At 65.2% G+C, this 22,250-nt stretch carries 18 protein-coding genes; 8 read left to right on the top strand and 10 right to left on the bottom strand.

Features of this window, described 5'->3' with window-relative positions; genetic code table 11:
• Nucleotides 1–504: 504 nt before the first annotated feature.
• The 3 genes from argA to MC381_RS07620 form a co-directional block, all read right to left on the bottom strand.
• Complete coding sequence (argA, locus tag MC381_RS07630) at nucleotides 505–1,815, bottom strand: amino-acid N-acetyltransferase (RefSeq protein ID WP_251977136.1); 1,311 nt, start codon at nucleotides 1,813–1,815, stop codon at nucleotides 505–507.
• A 135-nt stretch (nucleotides 1,816–1,950) separates the two neighbouring features.
• Entirely contained in the window at nucleotides 1,951–3,219 is a 1,269-nt protein-coding gene (locus MC381_RS07625; protein WP_251977135.1) for an inorganic phosphate transporter, read from the bottom strand.
• Between the two features lie 55 nt (nucleotides 3,220–3,274).
• Nucleotides 3,275–3,955 (bottom strand): TIGR00153 family protein, encoded by a 681-nt coding sequence (locus MC381_RS07620; RefSeq protein WP_251977134.1) that lies wholly within the window; start codon nucleotides 3,953–3,955, stop codon nucleotides 3,275–3,277.
• 146 nt (nucleotides 3,956–4,101) lie between these two features.
• Here MC381_RS07620 and MC381_RS07615 point away from each other — a divergent pair, with 146 nt between their 5' ends.
• Complete coding sequence (locus MC381_RS07615; RefSeq protein ID WP_251977133.1) at nucleotides 4,102–4,986, top strand: CYTH domain-containing protein; 885 nt, start codon at nucleotides 4,102–4,104, stop codon at nucleotides 4,984–4,986.
• Between the two features lie 60 nt (nucleotides 4,987–5,046).
• On the opposite strand, the gene MC381_RS07610 is transcribed toward MC381_RS07615, so the two are convergent.
• A complete protein-coding gene (locus MC381_RS07610; RefSeq protein WP_251977132.1) occupies nucleotides 5,047–6,963 on the bottom strand; it encodes an EAL domain-containing protein in 1,917 nt (638 codons plus the stop codon).
• 323 nt (nucleotides 6,964–7,286) lie between these two features.
• On the opposite strand from MC381_RS07610, the gene MC381_RS07605 reads away from it, so the two are divergent.
• From MC381_RS07605 to MC381_RS07595, 3 genes are all read left to right on the top strand, one after another.
• Nucleotides 7,287–8,216 (top strand): ion transporter, encoded by a 930-nt coding sequence (locus tag MC381_RS07605; RefSeq protein WP_251977131.1) that lies wholly within the window; start codon nucleotides 7,287–7,289, stop codon nucleotides 8,214–8,216.
• A gap of 96 nt (nucleotides 8,217–8,312) precedes the next feature.
• Nucleotides 8,313–9,944 carry a methyl-accepting chemotaxis protein gene (locus MC381_RS07600; RefSeq protein ID WP_251977130.1) on the top strand — a complete coding sequence of 544 codons (1,632 nt, stop codon included), beginning with the start codon at nucleotides 8,313–8,315 and terminating at the stop codon, nucleotides 9,942–9,944.
• Nucleotides 9,945–10,080: 136 nt separating this feature from the next.
• Complete coding sequence (locus MC381_RS07595) at nucleotides 10,081–10,893, top strand: HAD family acid phosphatase (protein ID WP_251977129.1); 813 nt, start codon at nucleotides 10,081–10,083, stop codon at nucleotides 10,891–10,893.
• Nucleotides 10,894–10,917: 24 nt separating this feature from the next.
• On the opposite strand, the gene MC381_RS07590 is transcribed toward MC381_RS07595, so the two are convergent.
• The gene (locus MC381_RS07590) at nucleotides 10,918–11,538 is read right to left on the bottom strand and encodes an L-threonylcarbamoyladenylate synthase (RefSeq protein WP_251977128.1); all 621 of its coding nucleotides are present in this window, start codon (nucleotides 11,536–11,538) and stop codon (nucleotides 10,918–10,920) included.
• 34 nt (nucleotides 11,539–11,572) lie between these two features.
• Nucleotides 11,573–12,550 (bottom strand): PHP domain-containing protein, encoded by a 978-nt coding sequence (locus MC381_RS07585; RefSeq protein WP_251977127.1) that lies wholly within the window; start codon nucleotides 12,548–12,550, stop codon nucleotides 11,573–11,575.
• 108 nt (nucleotides 12,551–12,658) lie between these two features.
• Between MC381_RS07585 and MC381_RS07580 the strand changes: the two genes are divergently transcribed.
• From MC381_RS07580 to mnmC, 3 genes are all read left to right on the top strand, one after another.
• On the top strand, nucleotides 12,659–13,210 hold the full coding sequence (locus MC381_RS07580; RefSeq protein WP_251977126.1) for a septation protein A: 552 nt from the start codon (nucleotides 12,659–12,661) through the stop codon (nucleotides 13,208–13,210).
• Entirely contained in the window at nucleotides 13,210–13,509 is a 300-nt protein-coding gene (locus MC381_RS07575; RefSeq protein WP_251977125.1) for a YciI family protein, read from the top strand. Before MC381_RS07580 ends, MC381_RS07575 begins: the two co-directional genes overlap by 1 nt.
• A gap of 224 nt (nucleotides 13,510–13,733) precedes the next feature.
• The gene (gene mnmC, locus MC381_RS07570; protein WP_251977124.1) at nucleotides 13,734–15,746 is read left to right on the top strand and encodes a bifunctional tRNA (5-methylaminomethyl-2-thiouridine)(34)-methyltransferase MnmC2/FAD-dependent 5-carboxymethylaminomethyl-2-thiouridine(34) oxidoreductase MnmC1; all 2,013 of its coding nucleotides are present in this window, start codon (nucleotides 13,734–13,736) and stop codon (nucleotides 15,744–15,746) included.
• 50 nt (nucleotides 15,747–15,796) lie between these two features.
• Here the strand turns inward: mnmC and MC381_RS07565 are convergent, their stop codons facing one another.
• Together MC381_RS07565 and MC381_RS07560 are read right to left on the bottom strand one after the other, a co-directional pair.
• Nucleotides 15,797–16,504, bottom strand: coding sequence for a response regulator (locus tag MC381_RS07565; RefSeq protein ID WP_251977123.1), 708 nt, complete (start codon nucleotides 16,502–16,504; stop codon nucleotides 15,797–15,799).
• A gap of 3 nt (nucleotides 16,505–16,507) precedes the next feature.
• On the bottom strand, nucleotides 16,508–18,109 hold the full coding sequence (locus MC381_RS07560; protein ID WP_251977122.1) for an ATP-binding protein: 1,602 nt from the start codon (nucleotides 18,107–18,109) through the stop codon (nucleotides 16,508–16,510).
• Nucleotides 18,110–18,327: 218 nt separating this feature from the next.
• On the opposite strand from MC381_RS07560, the gene MC381_RS07555 reads away from it, so the two are divergent.
• On the top strand, nucleotides 18,328–19,641 hold the full coding sequence (locus tag MC381_RS07555; RefSeq protein WP_251977121.1) for a 2-hydroxycarboxylate transporter family protein: 1,314 nt from the start codon (nucleotides 18,328–18,330) through the stop codon (nucleotides 19,639–19,641).
• A 102-nt stretch (nucleotides 19,642–19,743) separates the two neighbouring features.
• On the opposite strand, the gene MC381_RS07550 is transcribed toward MC381_RS07555, so the two are convergent.
• Together MC381_RS07550 and ligA are read right to left on the bottom strand one after the other, a co-directional pair.
• On the bottom strand, nucleotides 19,744–20,019 hold the full coding sequence (locus tag MC381_RS07550) for a YheU family protein (RefSeq protein ID WP_251977120.1): 276 nt from the start codon (nucleotides 20,017–20,019) through the stop codon (nucleotides 19,744–19,746).
• 151 nt (nucleotides 20,020–20,170) lie between these two features.
• Nucleotides 20,171–22,204 (bottom strand): NAD-dependent DNA ligase LigA, encoded by a 2,034-nt coding sequence (ligA, locus tag MC381_RS07545; protein WP_251977119.1) that lies wholly within the window; start codon nucleotides 22,202–22,204, stop codon nucleotides 20,171–20,173.
• Nucleotides 22,205–22,250 lie beyond the last annotated feature (46 nt).

Here is a 22,250-nt window from a genome sequence, read left to right as displayed (position 1 = left end):
GCGCTATTGCGCCAATATCGGCGGCCTGCCGCAATGGGTCCCCTCTCAGGAGGGGAAAGGCATCCTTGCCCGGGGCATCCTTGCCCTAATGGTGCATCTCCTTGCCCGATGGGCCGCACCCGTCTCATCGCAACCTAAGTCACACATCGCGTGGAGCGGACGCTCGCGAATCTCATGAAATCCTGCACAGGGTTGTCGAGGCTTTCACGAGATCCGCCGAGAACCGATCCGAGGACCGTCTCCCGTCGCTCTCGATAAATACTACTGCCAAGAGCGTGCCAGGTTTTTAAAAAACCTTTGAAAACAAAGTTTTAATAATCACCAGCATGGCACGGAATTCGCCAAAAGGCGTAGAGGGGGTCATAGGCGGGAAAAACGGCCAAAAAACGTCGCCGAAAGACGACGCTTTTTGGCCAAAAACCATAAAGTCTTTATTTATCAGCTACCTATGGCGTCTCAAAAAAGAGACGCATCTTGACGAAAAGGCGGGTTACGGGTGTCGCGTTATAGCGACTTCAGCAACACCTTGGAACGACGCGCCTGATTATAGGCTTCGCGCTTGAGGGGCGGCAGGGCCTCCGGCGAGGCAAGCTCGAAGCCGCGCTCGAAGAACCAATGGGTGGTGTGGGTCGTCAGCGCAAACAGCTGCGTCAGGCCACGTCGACGGGCACGACGCTCGATCTCGGCGAGCAGGGTTTCGCCCCGCGCCCCCCGGCGGTAGTCGGCATGCACGGCGAGACAGGCCAGCTCGCCCATGCCCGCCGCCGGGTAAGGATGCAGCGCGGCACAGCCGATCGCCATGCCGTCGCGGTCGATCACCACGTAGTCGTCAACCTCGTGCTCGAGACGCTCGCGGGTACGCGCCACCAGCATGCCGCTGGACTCGAGCGGCTTGAGTAGCGCCAGCAGCCCGCCGACATCGTCGAGCACCGCCTGGCGCAGCTGCTCGTAGCGATTCTGGGTAATCATGGTACCCACGCCGTCGCGGGTGAAGAGCTCGCCGAGCAGCGCATCGTGGTCGCGCCAGGAGAGCAGGTGCGTGCGCCCGACACCATGGCGGGCGGCCTCGCAGGCAGCGCCCAGATGGCGGGAAAGCTCGCTGCCCGGTGCCGCCTGCTGACGCAGGGCATCCGCTTCTGCCGGCGTCAACTGACGCTGCAGCTGGCCGGTGTCGTCATGCAGTCCGGCGGACTCTCCGAGCAGTATCAGCTTGTCCGCCTTGAGCGAGACCGCCACGTGCTGGGCGATCTCGGAGGCATCCAGGTCGAAGACTTCGCCGGTCCGCGAGTAACCGAGCGGGGGCAGAATCACCAGATTGCCGTCGGCGAGCAAGCTTTCGATCGCCTGGCTGCGAACCCGACGCACCTCGCCGCTGTGATCGAAGTCCACCCCTTCGCGCACGCCGAGTGGCTTGGCCGTTACCAGATTGCCGGAAACGGCCGTGAGCTCGACGCCATGCAACGGCGTATTGGGCAGGCCAAGCGATAGCTGGGCTTCCAGGTCGAGGCGGTGGCGTGCGGCGATGCGCTCGACCTGATCCATTACCTGGCGGTCGGCGACCCAGCGCCCCTCGACGCGATGCGGCGTCACCCCGGCGTCTTCCAGCGCCGCGCTAACCTGCGGCCGGATGCCGTAGACCAGCACCACGCGCACGCCGAGCGTGTGCAGCAATGCCAGATCCTGCAGCAGTTGATCCCAGCGTGAGGATGCCATCGCCTCGCCTTCGACCAGAATGACGAAGGTCTTGCCGCGGTGGGCATTGATATAAGGCGACGAATTGCGGAACCAGTCGACGAAGGGAAAACGCGAGTCCAAGGAAATGACGCTCCGGCAAGTGGATGGGCACGAGGGGATCGAGCCTTCACTATACCAGAGCGTTATGGCGCGAAGGGCGTCGGATCACGCCCTGGCGCGGTGCGGCGCGGGCGTCAAACAGCCCGCCCCTTCGGATCAGCCGAACATGCCCTTGAACATGAAGAAGAAGGCAATCGAGAGGATCGCGCCGGCCGGCAGCGTGATCAGCCAGGAGAGCACGATCGACCCCAGTACGCGCAGGTTGAGCGCGGCCATGCCACGCGCCAGCCCCACGCCGAGCACCGCGCCGACCAGTGTATGCGTGGTCGAGATCGGTAGCCCGGTGCCAGAGGCCAGTACGACCGTGGACGCGGCGGAGAGCGTGGCCGCAAAGCCACGGCTCGGGGTGAGCTCGGTAATGCCGGTACCGACGGTGGCAATCACCTTGTGGCCATAGGTGACGAGGCCGACCACGATACCGCCGCCGCCGAGCACCAGCACCCACCAGGGCATGGCGGCGGCACCGCCGACACTGCCGCTGTTCTCGACCACGCTGATGACCGCGGCCAGCGGGCCGACGGCGTTGGCGACGTCGTTGGAGCCGTGGGCGAAGGCCATGGCGCAGGCGGTGAACATCATCAGCACGCCGAAGATACGTTCGACGCTGGAGAAGTCGTAGTTGCTGCGCGCGCGGCGATCACCGCGGTTGATCCGGTTTTCCAGCAGCAGGCCGAACATCATGATGACCACGCCGAAGGCGACCGCCAGCAACAGGCTCTCGCCGAAGCTCAAGTGCAGGCCGACATGCGACAGCCCCTTCACTAGCGTGACCATCGAGACGATGAAACCGACCAGGAAGATGTAGCCCGGCACGTAGCGCTTGGCCGCGGCAAAGGGGTCGGGGTTGTCGAAGATCAACACCTGCACCGAGCGGAACAGCACATAGGCGAAGACCCCGGCGATCAGCGGCGAGGTGATCCAGCTCAGGGCAATGGTGCCGACCGAGCCCCAGTCGACCGACTGCACGCCGAGACCGGCGATGGCGAAGCCGACGATGGCGCCGACAATGGAGTGCGTCGTGGAGACGGGCCAGCCCTTGAGCGAGGCGATCATCAGCCAGGAACCGGCAGCCAGTAGCGAGGCCAGCATGCCGTAGATCAGCATCTGCGGCTCGTTCTGCAGCAGGTTGGGGTCGATGATGCCCTTGCGGATGGTCTCCGTGACCTGCCCGCCGGCCAGCCAGGCGCCGAGAAATTCGAAAATCACCGCAATCACGATCGCCTGTTTGATCGTGATCGCCTTGGACCCGACGGAGGTACCCATGGCATTGGCGACGTCGTTGGCACCGACGCCCCACGCCATGAAGAAACCGAAGGCACAGGCGAGAATGATGAAGACATCACCGTATTGCGCAATGATGGACATGAGCTATTTCGCTATGAGTGGCGTGACGAGGGCGTAGAAAACACCGACCCGCTGTTCAGCGGGCCGTGAGTATCTGCAGGCGGCTGCCGACGCGTTCGGCGCGGTCGGACAGCTCTCCGATCCATTCGATGATCTTGTAGAGGAAGATGACATCGACCGGCGGCAGTTCGGCTTCGAGCTGGAACAGGTGACGCCGAATGGCGACCTGCTGGTCGTCCGCCTTGTGCTCCAGCTCGTGGAGTTCGCGGATCAGCTCATGCATGACATCGGAGACGTTGCGGCCGAAACCGGACTCGAGCAGGTCCTCGAGCTCTTCGAGGGCCTTGCGCGCCTGCTCGACCGTGGCGACGGCGGTGCTGAGGTAGTCGCGCATCGGCTCCGCCAGGGGCTCGGGAATGCGCATGTTGCGCCCCAGCATGATGCCGGTGATGTCGCGGGCCTTATTGGCGATCTTGTCCTGCACGCTGATCAGCTCAAGCAGGTCCGAGCGCGAGACCGGCAGGAACATGGTGTTGGGCAGGTTGAGCCGCAGCTGGGTCTTCAGCTCGTCGGCCTCGTGCTCGAGATGGGTGATCGCTTCACGGTGCACCTGCGCCTCTTCCCAGTCGCCCCCTAGGGCGGCATCGAAGAACGGCAGGAGATGGCTGGCACATTCGCTGGTCTTGACGATGTGCGCCAGCAACGGCTGAAACGGCGAACGTCCGAACAGCGCCGAGAATGGATTCGTACTCACCATGGCTTGGGCCTGGATGCGTTGGAAGTGGCGGCGCCAGTATAATGACTGCACTCGGTGACGTCATGAAAAATTCATGTTGCCGACCGTCACGCGTGCCCTGGCGCACGACCGTTACCGCCAATCCGCAAGCCCCGATGGAAGCCCCGATGAGCGACGAAATCGAACTCAAGCTGGCGCTGGCGCCGCAGGCCCCTGCGCAGATCGCCGAACACCCGCTGCTGCGCTCGCTCGAAAGCCGTACGACACCGCTCGGCAACCAGTATTACGACACCCCGGAAGGCGCACTTCAGGCCAATCGCGTGGCGCTGCGCGTGCGTCGTCTGGGCGAGCGTCGCGTGCAGACCCTGAAGAGCGCGGCCCAGAGCCAGGGCGGACTCTCGACCCGCGGCGAGTGGGAGTGGCCGATCGACGACGTCGAGCGCAACGCCGCCGGGCTCGACGTGAAAGGCCTGCATGAGCTGGCACACCCCGCACTGGCGGCGATCGACCTCGAACGCCTGGCGCCGGTCTTCGCGACCGACTTCGAGCGCCGCACGTGGCGCTATCGGCAAGGCGATAGCGATATCGAGATAGCGCTGGACCAGGGGGAAATCATCGTCGGCGAAACACGCCTGCCGATCTGCGAACTCGAGCTGGAGCTCAAGCAGGGCCAGCCCGAGCAGCTGTGGATGCTGGCCGAGGCCCTGTGCGGGACCGCGTCGTCGGCCTCGAACGAGGAGACGGTCGCACTGCCGGCGCGCCCCGCCAATCACAGCAAGGCCAGCCGGGCCGGTCACCTGCGTAGCGGCTGGCCGGCTCCCCCGCCCACGGCGACGATCACGCTCGATGCCCTGATCGACGCCATCGACACCTGGCAGGATAGCGGCGATAGCGCCTGGCAGCGCCACGCCGAACAGCTGGCGCAACGGCTTGCGGCCCAGGTCGCGTCCGACCATCGTCCGGCGCTCACCCGTATCGCCGAGGCACTCGCCCGCCAGGCATGCCCCTGGAATAGCCAGGATTGGCTGGCGCTGCGCCGCGCGCTGGCCTGAGCGGCGCAGCCGTCCGGCGGCAGACCGGAACCGTGCGGGAGCAGACCGGAAATGCCGCGCTCAGTTTCCCGCCAGGTGCGGCTGCGGGAACGGCTGCGGCCGCCGAAAATCGCTCAACAGACGCTCTAGCGGCAGCGGCCGGGAGTAATAGAACCCCTGGATATCGCTGACGCCGAGATCGCAGAGCATCTCCAGCGTAAGGCGATCCTCGACGCCCTCCACCACCACTCGGTAGTCGAGCCGCTGACACAGCTCGATCACCGCCGCCAGGACGTGACGCTTGCGCGGCAGCGTGGTCACGTTTCTCACCAGCTCGCGATCGATCTTGACCGTGTCCATGGGCAGCGAGGTCAACTGGGCCAGCGAGGAGTACCCGCTACCGAAGTCGTCTAGTGCCACGCCAATGCCCGCCGCGCGAATACGATCGAGAATGCGGAATGCCTTGACCGGATCGCTCAGGACCGAGGTCTCCGTCACTTCGACCTGCAGGCGCTGAAACGACACGCCGTGGCGGCGCGAGGCGGCAATCAGCGTGTCGAGCAGGCAGGGATCCAGCAACTGGCGCGTCGACAGGTTGATGCTAAGCAGAAACGACTCGCCGTAGGCGTCGCGCATCGCCGGGTCCTTGAGCACCGGCAGCGCCTGCTCCATCAGCATCTCCCACAGCGGCGAGATCAACCCGGAGCGTTCGGCGATCTCGATGAAGCTGCCGGGCGACATGATGCCCTCGCAAGGGTCGTACAGCCTCATCAGCGCCTCGAATCCGTCAATCTCACCAGTGCCGGCATCGACGATCGGCTGCAGGAAACAGCGCACGCCGTCCCCGGCCAGCGCAGCGCGAATCCGCTGTTCGGCGCGACTGTTCTGGCGCTCCCAATGGCGCAGGCCATCGCTGTAGTGGCGCCGCGAACCGACATCCGCCGCGCGGGCCGCAGCCAGCGCCAGCCGCGACTGGTGGCGCCACTCGTCGACGCTGACTGCCTTATCGCGTCGCAGTGCCGCCACCCCGCTGACATGCGATAGCCACACCTGCTGGCCATCGATGTCCACCGGCTCCGCCAACACCGCTTCCAGCGGCTGCAGCGCTGTTTCCAGTGCTTCGGCGCTATCGGTGTCGAAGATCATCGCGAAGGTGTGCTCCGGCAGTGCGATCAGCGTGATGCGCGGCGGGAGCTGGCGGCGCATGCGCTGAACCAGGCGGCGCAGCGCAGCAATGGCATCTTCGACCGCCACACCGTCGAACAGCGAAGCCACGTTGAGCAGCTGCAGCTTGACCAGTGCCATGGGCATCAGCGGCCGGCGGCCCAGCCGTTCCTGCAGCAGCAATTCCAGATAGGTGCCGTTGGGCAGGCCGGTCAGAGGATCGCGCAAACGATGTTCGGTGATATCGGTCTGGGTGCCGGCCATGCAGACGGGTTCGCCGCCCTCATCACGCTGGCAGAGCCCGCGGCAGAGCATCATGCGCCAGGCCCCGCGCGCATCGCGGATGCGGTATTCCACGTTGACGGCACCTTCGAGCCCGTCGAGATGCTGGTAAAGTGCGCGTTCGACCTGGTCGCGATCGTCATCGTGAATGCGCGATAGCCAATGGTCCAGGGGCTGTCGACTGCCAGCGTGTGGCAGCCCGAGCATATTGGACCAGCGCTGGGATAGCTCGATCTCGCCGCTCGAAATAAACCACTCCCAGACGCCGTCGTGGGTGGCGGTCAATACCAGGTCGAGTCGCTCGGTGCGCGCCTCGAGCCGCTTCTCCAGCGCTTCGCAGGACGCCTTGTGCTCGTCGATACGGTGCTGGAGATCCTGCAGTAACGTGTTGCTGACACCGACCAACTCGTGCAGCGCCGGCTCGTCGCTGCCGGTCTGCAGCTGGCAAGCACCCGCGCTCGCCGCCTGTACCAGCTGCTCGCGGAGCGCTTCGATGTCGGCGAGCAGGCGCGCTTCGCGTGCCGGGCCGGTGGGGGGCGGCTGTTCGCTCATGCTGGCTTCCTCCTTGAATCGTGGAGCCGGCGATAGTCGCTGCGGGGTCCCCGTCGCGCCATGGCCAACCGTAAAGTCGGCGCGGGATGCCCTGCGCTATTCTATGAAGATATCAGGTCTGCGAAGATATCTGGGCTGCCAAACTCGCGTGCAAGGCACGCTAGGTGACACAGGTAGAGTCCGCCTCCCTGGACTCTTCGCCCAAACCCGAAGAATTATTAACGTTATCGGCCAGCATCGCCCGACATTTAGCCTGAGATATCATTATCTAGATGAGTGAGGCGACATCGCCTTGCGGCGCAACCGTTACAAGGACCGTAATGATGCAATCCGGCGAATCCTCGCTTCGAAAACGGCTGTTCCAGATCATCTTCGAATCCGATACACGGCCGGCCAAGGCGTTCGATATCGCGCTGATCACGCTGATCCTGATCAGCGTCGGTATCGTCTTCCTGGATAGCGTGCCCCACCTACACGCCCGTTTCGGCGAGTGGTTCTACGTGATCGAGTGGGCTTTCACGCTGATCTTCACCTTCGAACTCGTCGTGCGCCTGTATTGCCTGGATCGACCCTGGCGCTACCTGCGCAGTTTCTATGGCGTGCTCGACCTGCTGGCCATCCTGCCCACCTGGCTGAGTCTGCTGTTGCCGGGCGCCCAGTCTCTCCTGGTACTGCGCGTACTGCGCGTGCTGCGCGTCTTTCGCGTGCTCAGACTGATGGAGTTCGTCGGCGAAGGCCGCATGCTGGTTCAGGCCCTGCAGCGCAGCCGACGCAAGATATTTCTGTTCCTGACCACGGTGCTGTTGATCATTACCATCTTCGGCGCCCTGATCTACCTGATCGAGCCACCGGAGGCCGGCTTCACCAGCATGCCACGGGCGATGTACTGGGCGATCGTCACGCTGACAACCGTCGGCTACGGCGATATCGCGCCGGTCACGCCGCTAGGGCAGTTCATCTCCGCTTTCATGATGATCCTGGGCTACTCGATTATCGCCGTGCCGACCGGCGTCTTTTCCGCCGAGGTGATCCGTTCGATTCGTGAGGAACGCTATTCCGAAGAAGCCTGCCCAGGCTGCGGACACGAGGGTCACGAACGGGACGCCAAGTACTGCCGCTTCTGCGGTACCTGGCTCGACGAGGAGACGCCCGACCCCAACGCACCGCCGGCGGACGATGACAGCCCGGACGACAAGACCAGCGGAGACGACCGCGACGCGCCGGACGGCGAATCGACCGAAGAGACGCGTTGACTCTCATGATGTAATTTTTTGTCACATGATTGTGACATTCCCCTGACATAGTCCCGGATCGAGCCGCTTCACCATCGCCGATCCGGGGACTTCCACATGCCGTTCGTCACTTCTCTCACCTTGCGTGGCGGCCTGATCGCCATGCTGACACTCTTCGCCATGCTGATGCTGTTGATCGGCGGCGGTAGTTATCTCGCCATGAAGCAGGCACAGGACGCCTTCGACTCCGTCTATACGCTCAACGTCGAGCGACTGGGTACGGCGCGGGAAGTCTATGCCGAACTGATGCAGGTGCGCGTCCTGCTCGACAGCTACCAGGTCGACTACAACCGTTTGCGGGTCCCGCAGGCGCGCGAGACCTGGGCACAGGCCGAGGCGACCTTCGCCCAGGCGCGCGCGACGCTCGATCGTCTGCCGCCGGCGGGCAGCGACGGCGAGCCCGGGCTCCAGGCCCGCTTTCAAACGTTGATCGATGACGGTATTCAGCCCGCTTTCGAGACACTGAAGGCATGGGATGTCTCCGCCTATCAGCAGAGCGCGCAACGGGCCAACGCCTTGACTGCCGAGCTCGACGCCTCGCTGGCAGCGCTGACCGAGCGCAGCGACGACAATGCCGCCGCGGGGGCCGCGACGATGGCGAAAAACGTTGAGCGTCTGCAGGTAGGGCTGCCGGCTGCGCTGCTGTTCGCCGCCGCGCTGATGCTGCTGGCGTTCCACCGGCTCCAGCGCCACCTGCTCGGGCCACTGGCCGAGGTACGCCAACACCTTTCCGACATTGCCGATGGCAATCTCGCCTCCCGCCTGTCACCGCACGGTGTCCGCGAAATGTCGCGCCTGAAATCCGGCGTTCGCGGTATGCAGCAGGCACTGCATGAGCTGGTCGCCGCGCTGCAGCAGGAGAGCCGCGAACTGCGCGATGCCGCCGCCCGGCTCAACGGCGACAGCCAGCAACTGACCGCACAGAGTCAGCAGCAGGCGCAAGCCCTGCAGGAGACCACCGTGAGCATGACCCAGATCGCCGCCACCGTGAACCAGACCGCCGACAGCGCTGAACAGGGCCGTGAGCTGGCGCAGGCAAGCCGTCGACAGCTCGACGAGAGCGGCCATCAGGTCGCCCGCGCGATCCAAGAGATGCAGGAAGCACAGACCCGCTCCCAGGCTTCACTCGACGTCATCTCGATGATCGACTCGCTGGCCTTTCAGACCAACCTGCTGGCGCTCAATGCCTCGGTCGAGGCCGCACGTGCCGGCCCCCAGGGGCGGGGATTCGCGGTTGTCGCCGAGGAGGTCCGCACCCTGTCGGCGCGCTCCGCAGAGGCCGCGCGCACCATTCGCGGCCAGATCGAGGGCACCCATCGACAGGTCCATCAAGGGGCCGATGGCCTGAATCGGGCCGGCGAGACACTCACCGCCGCGCTCGGCGCCAGCCAGCAGCTCGGCGAGCTGCTCGACGGGATCGCGCTCTCCTGTCAGCAACAGCGTGACGGCGTCGGCCAGATCGATCAGGCGATCGCCGAGATCGACGCGGCGACCCAGCGCAACGTCGCGCTGGCCGAGCGTACCCTCGACGCGACTCGGGATCTCGAGGCCCGTGCCCGGCGGCAGCGCGAGCGCGCCGAAGCCTTCCACCTGGCAACCGAAACAGAATCGTTACTGACGAACAGCCCGGCCGAGACCAGTGCCACGCCCGCCATCGAGCCGGCACGCTCGGTACTGGCGGCGTCTTGACGCGGCGATTATTGACCATGCGTTCAATAAAGAATACTAATAAAAAGGCCGACTATCGATAACTGAGTATCGATAATTGAGCATCGATAACTCGAAACGCAGATATCGGCCCCCTGGGATGACACAAGGAGAAGAAATGTCCACTTCGCGCAACCACCGACTGCACGCCGCCACAGGTGCCGGCCACTCACTCGTCGCCACGCTGCTGGCTGCCACGCTGGCCACCGGTCTGATCGGCACCGTCCAGGCCGATGACACCGCTACGGTCGCCGAGTGTGGCCCGGAAAGCTACGCCATGGCGCTGCGTTACCAGCAGCAGTCGGCCGAGATTCAGGCTTTGCAACGTCAGAACTACGCGCTCGCCACCGCGCGACTGGCACAGAAGATCGACGAACAGTCGACAGATCGGGAGCTCGCGATCATGACCGATCTCGACGAGACGGTGATCGACAACAGTGCCCTGCTGGTGCGTGACATGCAGGCCTGTCACGACTTTACCGGCTGGGATACGTGGAAAGCGTGGGAGCGTGAAGGGCATCCGCGGCTGATTCCCGGCGCGCGCGCCTTTCTCGACTACGCTGACGCGCACGATGTGACGATTTTCTACGTCTCGGACCGCTACGAAGAGAACAAGGCGGCAACGCTGGCCACGCTCGAGGCCCTGCGACTGCCGCAGGTGAACGAAGCTCAGGTCCGTCTGCTGGGGCCGTCCAAGGGCGAGCGCCGCGCCGCCATCGAGGCGGACTATCAGTTGGTCATGCAACTCGGCGATTCGCTGGCAGACTTTTCCAGCAACTTCCACCACGCCGATCTCGAACGCCAGCAACAGTTGGTCAGCGACAACGCCGCGCACTTCGGTGACGACTGGATCATGTTCCCCAACGCCAGTTACGGCAGCTGGAGCGACGCCGACCTGGAGGCCTGGGCCAAGCCGCTCGACGCCCGCTGACGCGACGGCGGGCGCCGGCCCGGCCTAGCGAAAGGCCGCGCTGTCGCCACGCCCTTCGCGCACCACGACGGGTGGCGTCTCGCGCAGATCGACCACCGTGGTCGGCTCGAGGTGACAGGCACCGCCGTCGATGACCAGATCGAGATGCGCGCCGAAACGCTCGCGAATCTCCTCCGGGTCGGTCATCGGCAGAGCTTCATCCACCGGAATCAGGGTCACGCTCATCAACGGCTCACCGAGCGAATCGAGCAGGGCGCGGGTGATCTTGTGATCCGGTACGCGCACGCCGATCGAACGCCGCTTGGGATGCAGCAGCAGGCGCGGTACTTCGCTGGTGGCATCGAGAATGAAGGTATAGGCGCCCGGCGTGTGCGACTTGAGCAACCGGAATACGCTGTTATCGACCTTGGCGTAGGTGCCGATTTCCGACAGATCCGAACAGACCAGCGTGAAATTATGCCGATCGTCGAGCTGACGCAGCCATTTGATCTTCTCGATCGCCTTCTTTTCGCCCAGACAGCAGCCCAGCGCATAGCCCGAATCCGTCGGATAGGCGATCACGCCCCCCTGGCGCAGAATGCCGATGGCCTGGTCGATCAGGCGTTTCTGGGGGTTCTGCGCATGAATCTGGAAAAACTGGGTCATTTCCACCTCCTGAAGCCGATAACATTGCGCGTCGTCATGACCGCTCATGGTGAAGTCTAGGCGCGATTGACGCCTGACCGATAGCCGCAGACGCGCCAGCGATCAGCGGCCCCAGCGCCGGGTGCCGCCAGATTGGCACCACGTGACTGCGTGGCGGTGGCGTGAGCGTGCCCGGTGCCAGCGCCCCGCCAGGATAATGAAAGTCGCTGCCGAGCGAGCCATAGAGGCCATGAAAGGCCAGTTGCCGTGACAGGTCGCGGGTCAACTCCGGATTCTGGTAACCGCTCACCAACTCGGCGGCTTCGCCACCGGCGGCGATAAACGCCGAGAACAGCAGGTCTCGCTTGCGTCGGGTCATGCCGTAGCGCAGTGGGTGGGCAACGACGGCGACCCCGCCGGCATCGCGAATCCAGCCGACGACGCTTTCCAGTGCCGGCCAGTGCGTCTTCACGTCACCGCGCTTGCCGGCGCCGAGATAGCGCTTGAAGGCGGTCTTGCGATCCGGCACCAGGCCGGCGGTGACCAGAGCCGCGGCGAAATCGGGCCGCCCCAGTGGGCGCTCACTACCGGCTTCACGCCGCGCTCGCGCTAGGCCGTCGTCGAGGCCGATCTTCTCGAGTCGATGGGCGATCTCGCGCGAGCGGGCGGTACGCGCCTCGGCCAGTTGCAAAAGCCCCGCGTTCAGCCCGGCGGAGACGCCCTGCGGCAGCAGCGCTACGATATGGATGCCGATCCCGCGCCACTGGCAGGAGAGCTCGGCCGCCGGAATCAGCTGAAGCCCCAGCGCAGCGCAACGCTCGCGCGCCTCGGTCACGCCGTCCAGCGTATCGTGGTCGGTCAGTGCGATCCGCGTGAGGCCGCGAGCGTGACAGAGATCGACCAGATCGGTTGGCGTCAGCGCCCCGTCGGAAGCGCGGGAGTGCATGTGAAGATCCCAGCCGGCGACGCCTTCCAGTGAGGCGGGGAGCGCGTCGGAGGCCGGTAGTGCAAAATCGGTGGGGCAATCGGGCATGGGCATGACGCCGGGCAGCGTCTTTGTCAGAATAGGCCGACTATGGTGCGGCCCGCGTCGAAAGCGGTCAATCACCGGTGCCCACCACCCCGCCAGAGGCTCTGCCGTATGAAACTGCTGTTCGACTTCCTGCCGATCGCGATCTTCTTTGCCGTCTATCACCTGAGCGGCGACATCATCACTGCGACGATGGTGCTGATTCCCGCCACGCTGGTGCAGCTCGGCGTGGTCTGGTGGCGTCAGCGCCGCATCGAGAAGATGCTGGCCCTCACTTCGGTGATCGTGATTGCCTCGGCCGGCGCCACGATCGCTTTCCGCGATCCGGCTTTCATCCAGTGGAAGCCGACCGTGATCAATGCGCTCTTCGGGATCGCCTTCCTGCTCTCGCCCCTGTTCGGCGGACAGACACTGGCCCAGCGCATGATGGGCAAAGCGGTCACGCTGCCTGCTGCCACCTGGCGCCGGCTGAATCTGGCCTGGGTTCTGTTCTTCTTCGCCATGGCGGCCCTCAACGTCTATGTCTTCACCCACTACGACGAGGCTACCTGGGTCGACTTCAAGCTGTTCGGCATGCTGGGGCTGACGCTACTGTTCGTCTTCGGGCAGGCGATCTATCTGGCACGCCATCTGTCCCACGCTCCATCGAATGAGGAATCGTGATGCTCTACGCCATCATCAGTGAAGACGTCGAAGAAAGCTTGCCCGCCCGCCAACAGGCGCGTCCAGCGCACCTGGCCCGGCTCGAGTCGCTGCGGGACGAGGGCCGCCTTGTCCTCGCCGGCCCCCACCCGGCGATCGACAGCGACGACCCCGGCAGCGCCGGTTTCAGCGGCAGCCTGGTCGTGGCCGAGTTCGAATCGCTGGACGCGGCGCGCCAATGGGCCGATGAGGACCCCTACGTGGCCGCGGGCGTCTACGCTGACGTGCAGGTCAAGCCGTTCAAGCGCGTCCTGCCCTAGGCGCCTGCGACCATGCTCCACCGCCGCGCCGGCGATATCCCACGCCGGCGCATTGTCCACAGGCGAGCGGCACGGGTTTTTCACACTCGCTGTGGATAACGCTGTTGAGATCCCGCGGATGCCAACCGGCGTCGCCGATGTCATGCCGCCTGACGCCAATCGTTCAATGTTTAACCAGACCGACCGCCCTGTAAGCGCGGCGCGGTCGACAGGTCGCGACCACCATGACAGGCCATACGACGACGCCCTTTCAGCAGCCGCTCAAGACCGCAGCGCTCGACTGGCGCACCGATGACGGGGATATCGAGGCACCCTTCTCGACCCATTACGACGATGTCTACTTCTCGCGCCAGAATGGCCTGGCCGAGACACACTACGTCTTTCTCGAGCAGAACGACCTGCCCCGCCGCTTCGCCGACTGGTCGGACGAACGGGCCTTTGTCATCGGCGAGACCGGCTTCGGCACTGGACTCAACATGCTCTGTGCCTGGGCCTGCTTCGACAGCCATGCGCCGTCGGGCGCTCGCCTGCATCTGGTCTCGACCGAAAAACATCCGCTGACCCGAGACGCGCTCGCGCGCGCCTGGCGCGCTTGGCCGTCGCTGGCCGCCCGCGCCGACGCGCTGATCGCGCAGTGGCCCGAGGCCGTCGCCGGCGTGCACCGCCTGACGCTGGATCACCGGGTGACGCTCGATCTCCACTTCGGCGATGCCGCCGACACGCTGTCGCGACTCGACGGCCGCGTCGATGCCTGGTTCCTCGACGGCTTCGCCCCGGCCAAGAACCCGGACATGTGGCAGCCGGCCCTGTTCGCCGCACTGGCCGGCGCCAGCCGACCGTCGGCAACCTTCGCCACGTTCACCTGCGCGGGCATGGTTCGCCGCGGGCTGGCAGCGGTTGGCTTCGCCTGGCGCAAGGTGCCGGGTTTCGGCCGCAAGCGCGAAATGCTGCGCGGCGAGTGGCAGGCGGGGACGCCTGCCGACACCAGCGGGATGCCGCCGACCGAGACGCCTCCGAACCCACGTGCCGCCACCCCCTGGTTCCAACCGCCGCCGCCCCGTCCTAGCGAGCGGATCGCCGTGATCGGTGCCGGTATCGCCGGCACCAGCGTTGCCGAGGCGCTCGCCCGGCGCGGCAGCGCGGTCACGCTAATCGACCGCGACGGCATCGCCTGCGGCGCTTCCGGCAATCCGCAGGCGGCGCTCTACGTAAAACTGGCCGTGGAAACCAACCTGCAGAGTCGTTTCTACCTCGCCGCGCTGCTGCACGCGCATCGCTGGTTGGCGCGTCTCGACCCCGCACGCCGCTGGTGGGCAGACTGCGGCCTGCTGCAGCTCGCCGGCAGCGATAGCGACGAGACGCGCCAGCAGCGCTTTCTACATCACCATGCCCTGCCGCCCTCGGTCGTGCAGGCCTGCGCGGCGGACGCTGCTTCCCGCGCCGCCGGCATCCCCGTGTCGCGAGCGGCACTGCATTACCCCACGGCCGGCTGGGTCGACCCGGTCGCCCTCTGTCGCCATCTGGCGGCGACGCCGGGTATCGAGGTCGTGTGCGAAGAGCTCCGGGCGCTGCGCGAGACCGAGTCCGGCTGGCAGCTGCAGCTCGGCCAACGCTCTCAAGCCTTCGATCAAGTGGTGTTTGCCACCGGACACGCCAGCCGCGATTGGCTAGACGGTCTGCCGCTACAGCCGATTCGCGGCCAGGTGTCGACCCTGGCCAGCGACACACCGCTAAGCCAGGTGCTCTGTGGCGGCGGCTACGTCATGCCGGCACGCGACGGCCGCCTCGTCTTCGGCGCGACCTTCGCCCCCCACGAGGCAACGACCGATATGCGCGATGCGGACCATCGCACCAACCTCGACGAGCTCGCGGCGCTGGCACCGTCACTGGTCCCCGCCACGATCGACCCGACACAGCTGGGAGGGCGCGCCAGTGTGCGCGCGGCAAGCCCCGACAAGGCGCCCTATGCCGGGCCTTTGCCGAATATCGATGCCTGGCGCCAGGATTACGCCGCCCTGGCCAAGGATGCGCGGACACGCTTCACCCAGCCGGGGCGTCACTATCCCGGGCTCTGGGTGAGTACCGCGCACGGCTCGCGCGGGATGGTCAGCGCACCGCTTTGCGCCGAGCTGATCGCCTCGCGCATTCACGACGAACCGCTGCCGCTGGCACGCGAGCTGGTCGACCATCTGCATCCCGGGCGGCGAGTGATCGCCGATCTGATGCGCGGCCGCTAGCCAGCCGCGACCGCGACGTGCGCTTGATGCGCGTGCCGCTGGCGTGGCGTCTACAGCCGCGCCAGCGTATCGGCGTCGAGACAGCGGTAGGTAAAGGACGGGCGGCCGACCTGGCCGTAGTGAAAGGCCTCTTCCAGCAGGCCGCGGTCGACCAGGTGCTTGAGGTACTTGCGCACCGAGACTCGCGACATGCCGGTACTGTCACTCACCGCCTCGGTGGTGAAGGAGGCGCCCTCGTGTTCGGCCACGGCTCTGGCCACCTGGGTCAGCGAGTTGGTGGTGAGTCCCTTGGGAAGATCTCCCGGTCGCGTCGATACCGGCACCTGCGGCTCGCGCCGGAACAGCGAATCGACATCGCGCTGGTGCGCCCGTGCCGGCAGACGAGACAACCGCTGAAACGTCTCCTGGCAGCGGGTCAGCGCTTCCTGAAACCGCTCGAACTCGAACGGCTTGACCAGGTAGTCGTTGACGCCAAGGTGCTTGGCTTCCCGTATCGTTTCCATCTCCGAAGCCGCCGTGATCAACACGATCTGCACATCTCTCGCCTGACGACGCAGCTCGCGCACCAGTGCCAGACCGTTATGCTCCCGCAGGTAGACATCCAGCAGCAGCAGATCGACCGCTTCCCGGGCGAGCACGTCTCGCGCTGCGGGCAGATCCTCGCACTGCGCCACCAGACTGAAGCCCTCGAGTCGATTGAGAAATTCGACGTTGAGACGCATCACCATCGGATCGTCTTCCACTACCAGCACGCGCATGTATCACGTCACTCCATCGGTCACGGGGGATTCGGCCGCCGCATAGGGTAATGTCACCTCGACCAGCGTGCCACGTCCGGGGCTCGAATAGAGTGCCAGCGTACCGCCCAGCGAGACCACGTGCGACTGCACCATGGCCAAGCCGTAGCCGCGCTGCTCGCCCTTGCTGGAAACGCCCTGCTCCATGGCACTGAGGCGGGCCGCCTCGTCCATCCCGCAGCCATTGTCGGAGACATGCAGCGACAGCGCCTCGGCATCGACGCCGAGCGTCAGGCTGACTCTCGGCGCGTCGCGACCGCTGACCGCCTCGAAGGCGTTTTCGAGCAGGTTGCCGATGATCGTCACCAGCAGGTGACCGATCTCACTGTCGGCCGGGGGAGGGATCTCGCCGTCGAGCTCCACCTCCAGCGCGACCCGACGCTCGCGCGCCTCGCTGCCCTTGGCCAGCAGGAAGCCGGCCAGAATCGGGTCCCTGACACCGGCGACGCGCGCGGCAGCCGGCGCGATCAGCGTGGCATCGAGCTCGTGCAGATAGCGCTCCAGCCGTCCCAGATCGCGCAGTTGCACCAGCCCGAGGATGACATGGAGCCGATTCTTGAATTCATGGGTCGAAGCGCGTAGTGCCTGGGCGTAACGACTGACGCCGGTGAGCTCCTCGGCGAGCCGGTTGACCTCGCTGCGATCCCGCAGGGTAACCACGCCACCGCCGGCGCCACGGGCGTCGCGAATCTCGACGCGATTGACCACCAGCGCACGCCCGTTGAGCGTCAGACGACGGTCGATGGCGGGCGTGGCAGGAGCAAATAGTTCATCCAGGGTCGAGGCCGGCAGCGCGGCGGCGGCCTCCGCATCCGGAGGCTGCAACAGTTGTCTTGCGGCCGGATTGATCAGCGTGATCTGCCCGTCGGCGTTGACCGCCAGCACCCCTTCGTGCAGCGAGGCGAGCATCGCCTGACGCTCCTGCACCCACTGCGAAATCTGCCAGGGCTCGAAGCCGAGCAGTACGCGCTTGATATAGCGCGCCAGGCACCAGGCGCCCAGGGCGCCGACCAGCATCAGCGCAACGATACCCAGTAGCAGGGTCTGGCGTCGCTCGGCCAGCAGCAGCCCGACACGATCGAGCGTGACGCCGGTGGCGACGAGACCGATCACCTCGCCCTGGGCATTGCGTACCGGCGAAAAGCCGCGAATGCTGACCCCCAGCGTTCCCTGGGAGCGCGAGACATAGCTTTCACCCATCAGCGCGCGCCCTTCGTCCCCGCCGCGAAAGTGGCGCCCGATCTCGTCGCGCTCGGGGTGGGTCAAGCGCCGACGCTCGGTATCCGCCACCGTGATGAAATCCACGCCGAGACGCTGGCGGAGCGTTTCGATCCTGGCCTGCAGCGGCGAATCCGGATCGTGCACGACCGGCGTCGCCGACAGCGCCGTCTCGACATCGTGACGCGCCGCGATCACCGCCGCCAATCCCATCACGCGCTCGCCCTGGGTATGCTCCAGATTGCCGCGCAGCTGAGCGATGAACAGCAGCAGCGCCACGCCGAGCGTCAGCACGATCATGCTGGCGACGAGCAGGAATAACTGCGCGCTCAGGTTCAGTCGTTTCATGGTGGAGGGCTTCCCGGTGCCGTGACTTCGACCAAGGTCGCAGCCGCTTTTAGACCATGGTGGTATACCGCCAAACAATCGGTTATGCAGCGCACGAGAGCGTCACTTTCAATAGTTTCTAAAATATTTAATAAGTTCATAAAGCTTGGTTGGCGCGGCGCGATCTCTATCCTCGGCAGCGTACCGCCCTAGCGCCTCGAATCCTACGGGAGCCAACCATGACTTCAACTGTGACGCAATCCGCCCCTGTCGATACCGCCGCGTCGGGCAACTGGCTCAGCACGCGTATCTTCGGCATCCCTCTCCCGCTGTTCGCCATTGCCACGGGCGTTCTGATCCTGTCGATGGTGACCGATACCCTGCCGACCGGCATGATCGGTGCCCTGCTGGTGATGATGCTGCTCGGTGAACTGCTCGGCTTCGTCGGCGACCGCCTGCCGATCGTCAAGACCTATCTCGGCGGCGGCGCCATCCTGGCCATCTTCGGCGCGGCGACACTGGTCTATATCCAGTGGCTGCCAAGCGGCGTGGTCGACAATGTAACCCAGTTCATGAAAGGCGGCGGCTTCCTCAACTTCTATATCGCCGCGCTGATCACCGGCAGCATCCTGGGCATGGATTCGAAGGTGCTGGTCAAGGTCGGCTCTCGCTATGCGCTGCCGTTGATCTGTGCGGTGCTGTTCGCAGCACTGTTTGCCGTCGCCGTCGGCTGGCTGATGGGCTTCTCGCCGCAGGATGCCGTGATCGTGATCACGCTGCCAATCATGGGCGGCGGCATGGGCGCTGGCGCGGTGCCGATGAGCCAGATCTACGAGCAACTGCTGGGCCAGCCGGCCAGCTATTACATCTCGATCCTGGTACCGGCGCTGGCGCTGGGCAACGTCTTCGCGATCATCATCGCCGGCCTGCTCAACGGCCTGGCCAACCGCATGCCGAGCCTGACCGGCAACGGCCAGATGATGCCGGGCGTGGAGATCGAAGAACGCGAGAGCAAGCCGGATCTCTCCAAGCTGGGCATCGGTGTGATCGCCGCGCTGACCTTCTTCGTCAGCGGCGAGATACTGGGTAGCGTCATTCCGCTGCACCCGTACGCGCTGATGATCATCCTGGTTGCCGTGCTCAAGGTCGCCAACGTGGTGCCGGAATCCGTCAACGACGCGGCCGCCCAGTGGTTCCAGTTCGTTGCCAAGAACTGGACCTTCGCGCTGCTCTTCGGCATCGGCATCGCCTACACCGACCTCGGCCAGGTGATCGATGCGATCTCCATCACCTACGTGATGATCGTCTTCGCCGTGGTCGCCGGCGCCGCCTTCGGTGCCGGTCTGGTCGGCAAGCTGGTCGGCTTCTATCCGATCGAGTCGGCAATCACCGCGGGGCTGTGCATGGCCAACATGGGCGGCACCGGCGACGTGGCCGTACTCTCTGCCGCTCGGCGCATGCAGCTGATGCCCTTCGCGCAGATCTCCTCGCGGCTGGGTGGCGCGCTCATCCTGCTGATCTCCAGCATCGCAGTGCCGATCTTCTTCACCTGATCGCCGCCTACAAGACGCAATGAAACGGCCCCCTGCCTTACTAGGCAGGGGGCCGTTTCATTGCCGGGCTGACCGTCGAACATGGCGGTCTCGACAGCGACGTTACCAGCCGCCCTCTTCTTCATCGTCGGCCAGTTGACGCCCGAAGCTTTGCCACTGGGTCAGGGTCATCACCTCGGTGCTTTCGGTCTGCAGATCATGCACGATCAGCAGTTCGCCGCGTTCGAGTTGGCGGCGCAGCTCTCGGACCCAGTCATGCATATCGCTGGCCACGTCGGTGGTGTCATACCCCTGACGCGTGACGAACACCTGCAGCAGCGCGTCCAGCGTCTCCGCCGGCAGCATGCCGTGCGGCACTTCCACGAAACGTCCCGTCATGCGTGTGGCTCTCCTCTCCTGACTGCCGATAGTCCTTGGTGATAGTCCTTGGTGATAGTCCTTGGTGATAGTCCTTGGTGATAGTCCTTGGTGATAGTCCTTCTTGCCGATCTGCCACCGGATCGATGCGCCTGACGCGCGCGCTCCACGCTCACGCTTCCCATTCGGCCAGCCGAGCGACGAAGGCGTCTTCGTCGAGCACCTCGACGCCAAGCTCTTCCGCCTTGGCCAGCTTGCTGCCGGCGCCGGGACCGGCGACCACCGCCGTGGTCTTTTTCGATACGCTGCCAGCCACCTTGGCCCCCAGCGCCTGCAGCCGTGCCTTGCCGTCGTCGCGCGTCATGCTTTCCAGGCTACCGGTGAGCACCCAGGTCTGGCCTTCGAGCGGCTGGGGACGCTCGCCGACCGCCTCCTCGTCCCAGGTCACACCAACGGCGATCAAGTCGTCCAGCGTCTCCTGGTTGTGCGCCTGCCGAAAGAAAGTATGCACATGGCGCGCTACCACCGGCCCCACATCGTTGACGGCTTCCAGGGCCTCGAGCGAGGCGTTGCGCAGCGTTTCCAGCGTGCCGAAATGACGCGCCAGATTGGCGGCCGTGGTTTCGCCTACTTCGCGGATACCGATGGCATAGATGAAGCGCGCCAGCGTGGTCCGTTTGGCCGCTTCCAGGGCGTTGACCAGATTGTTGGCGGACTTTTCCGCCAGCCGCGGCAGCTCGGCGAGCCGAGCGGCTTCAAGCCGAAACAGATCCGCCGGCGTCTTGACCCACTCCCGCTCGACCAGCAGATCGATCAGCTTTTCACCCAAGCCATCAATATCCAGCGCGCGCCGGCTGGCAAAGTGCTTGAGCGCCTCCTTGCGCTGGGCCGGACAATAGAGCCCGCCCGAGCAGCGTGCATCGACCTCGCCCTCCAGCTTCTCGACCCGGGAACCGCAGACCGGACAGCTCTCCGGCAGCACGATCTCGCGACCGTCTTCCGGGCGCTGTTCGCGCACGACTTCGACCACCTTGGGGATCACATCGCCAGCGCGGTAGATCCTGACGTTATCGCCGATGCGCAGATCCAGCCGGGCGATTTGATCCATATTGTGCAGGGTGGCGTTGGAGACGACCACGCCGGCCACCTGTACCGGTTCAAGCTTGGCGACCGGCGTCAGCTTGCCCGTGCGGCCGACCTGAAATTCGACGTCGAGCAGTCGCGTCACCTGCTCCTGCGCCGGATACTTGAACGCAATCGCCCAGCGTGGCGCGCGCGAGACGAAACCGAGAATATTGTGATCGCTGAGCCGGTCAAGCTTGATCACGGCACCATCGATATCGTAGTCCAGCGACTCGCGCTTCTCGCCGAGACGATGGCAGAAATCGACCACACTCTCGATGCCTTCGACGACCGCCAGCTCCGGGTTAGTCGGCAGGCCCCAGTCACGCAGCCGCGCCATCCGCCCGGAGTGGGTCGCCGCCAGGTCGGCATCACTCTCGATACGCGCGACCTGATAGGCGCAGAACTCGAGCGGACGCTGATCGGTAATCGCAGGGTCGAGCTGTCGCAGACTGCCGGCGGCGGCATTGCGTGGATTGGCGAAGACCTTGTCGCCGTTGGCCAGCGCGCGGACGTTGAGCGCCTCGAATCCGGAGTGGCGCATGTACACCTCGCCGCGCACCTCCAGCAGCGAGGGCCAGTCCGGCCCGCGCAGTTTGAGCGGAATCGAACGCAGCGTGCGCAGATTACTGGTGATGTCTTCGCCCGTGCGCCCGTCGCCCCGAGTGGCGCCATAGAGGAAGTGGCCATCCTCGTAGACCAGTGACACCGCCAGGCCGTCCAGCTTCGGCTCACAGCAGAAGCTGAGTTCGGCCGCGTCACGCTCGAGCCCTTTGGCCACGCGCTTGCCGAACGCCAGCAGTTCCTCCTCGTCGAGCGCGTTGTCCAGCGACAGCATCGGCACCACGTGCTCGATCTCGGAGAAACCGCTATCGGGCTTGGCCCCGACCCGCTGGGTCGGCGAGTCCGGCGTCGCCAGCTCGGGGTGCGCCTGCTCCAGGGCCTGCAGCTCGCGCAGCAACGTGTCGTACTCGGCATCGGTGAGCTGCGGCGCGTCCTCGACGTAATAGCGGTAGTTGGCATCCTCGAGTTGCTGACGCAGGGCTTCGGCGCGCGCCTGCGCCGCTTGGGGAGACTGGCTCATGAGGCTCGATTCGGTCGGCTGAAAAGTGTCCGCATTGTAGCGGAAG

The organism is Salinicola avicenniae (assembly GCF_023736115.1).
GTDB lineage: Bacteria > Pseudomonadota > Gammaproteobacteria > Pseudomonadales > Halomonadaceae > Salinicola > Salinicola avicenniae.
This window is presented reverse-complemented; position numbering and strand designations above follow the sequence as displayed.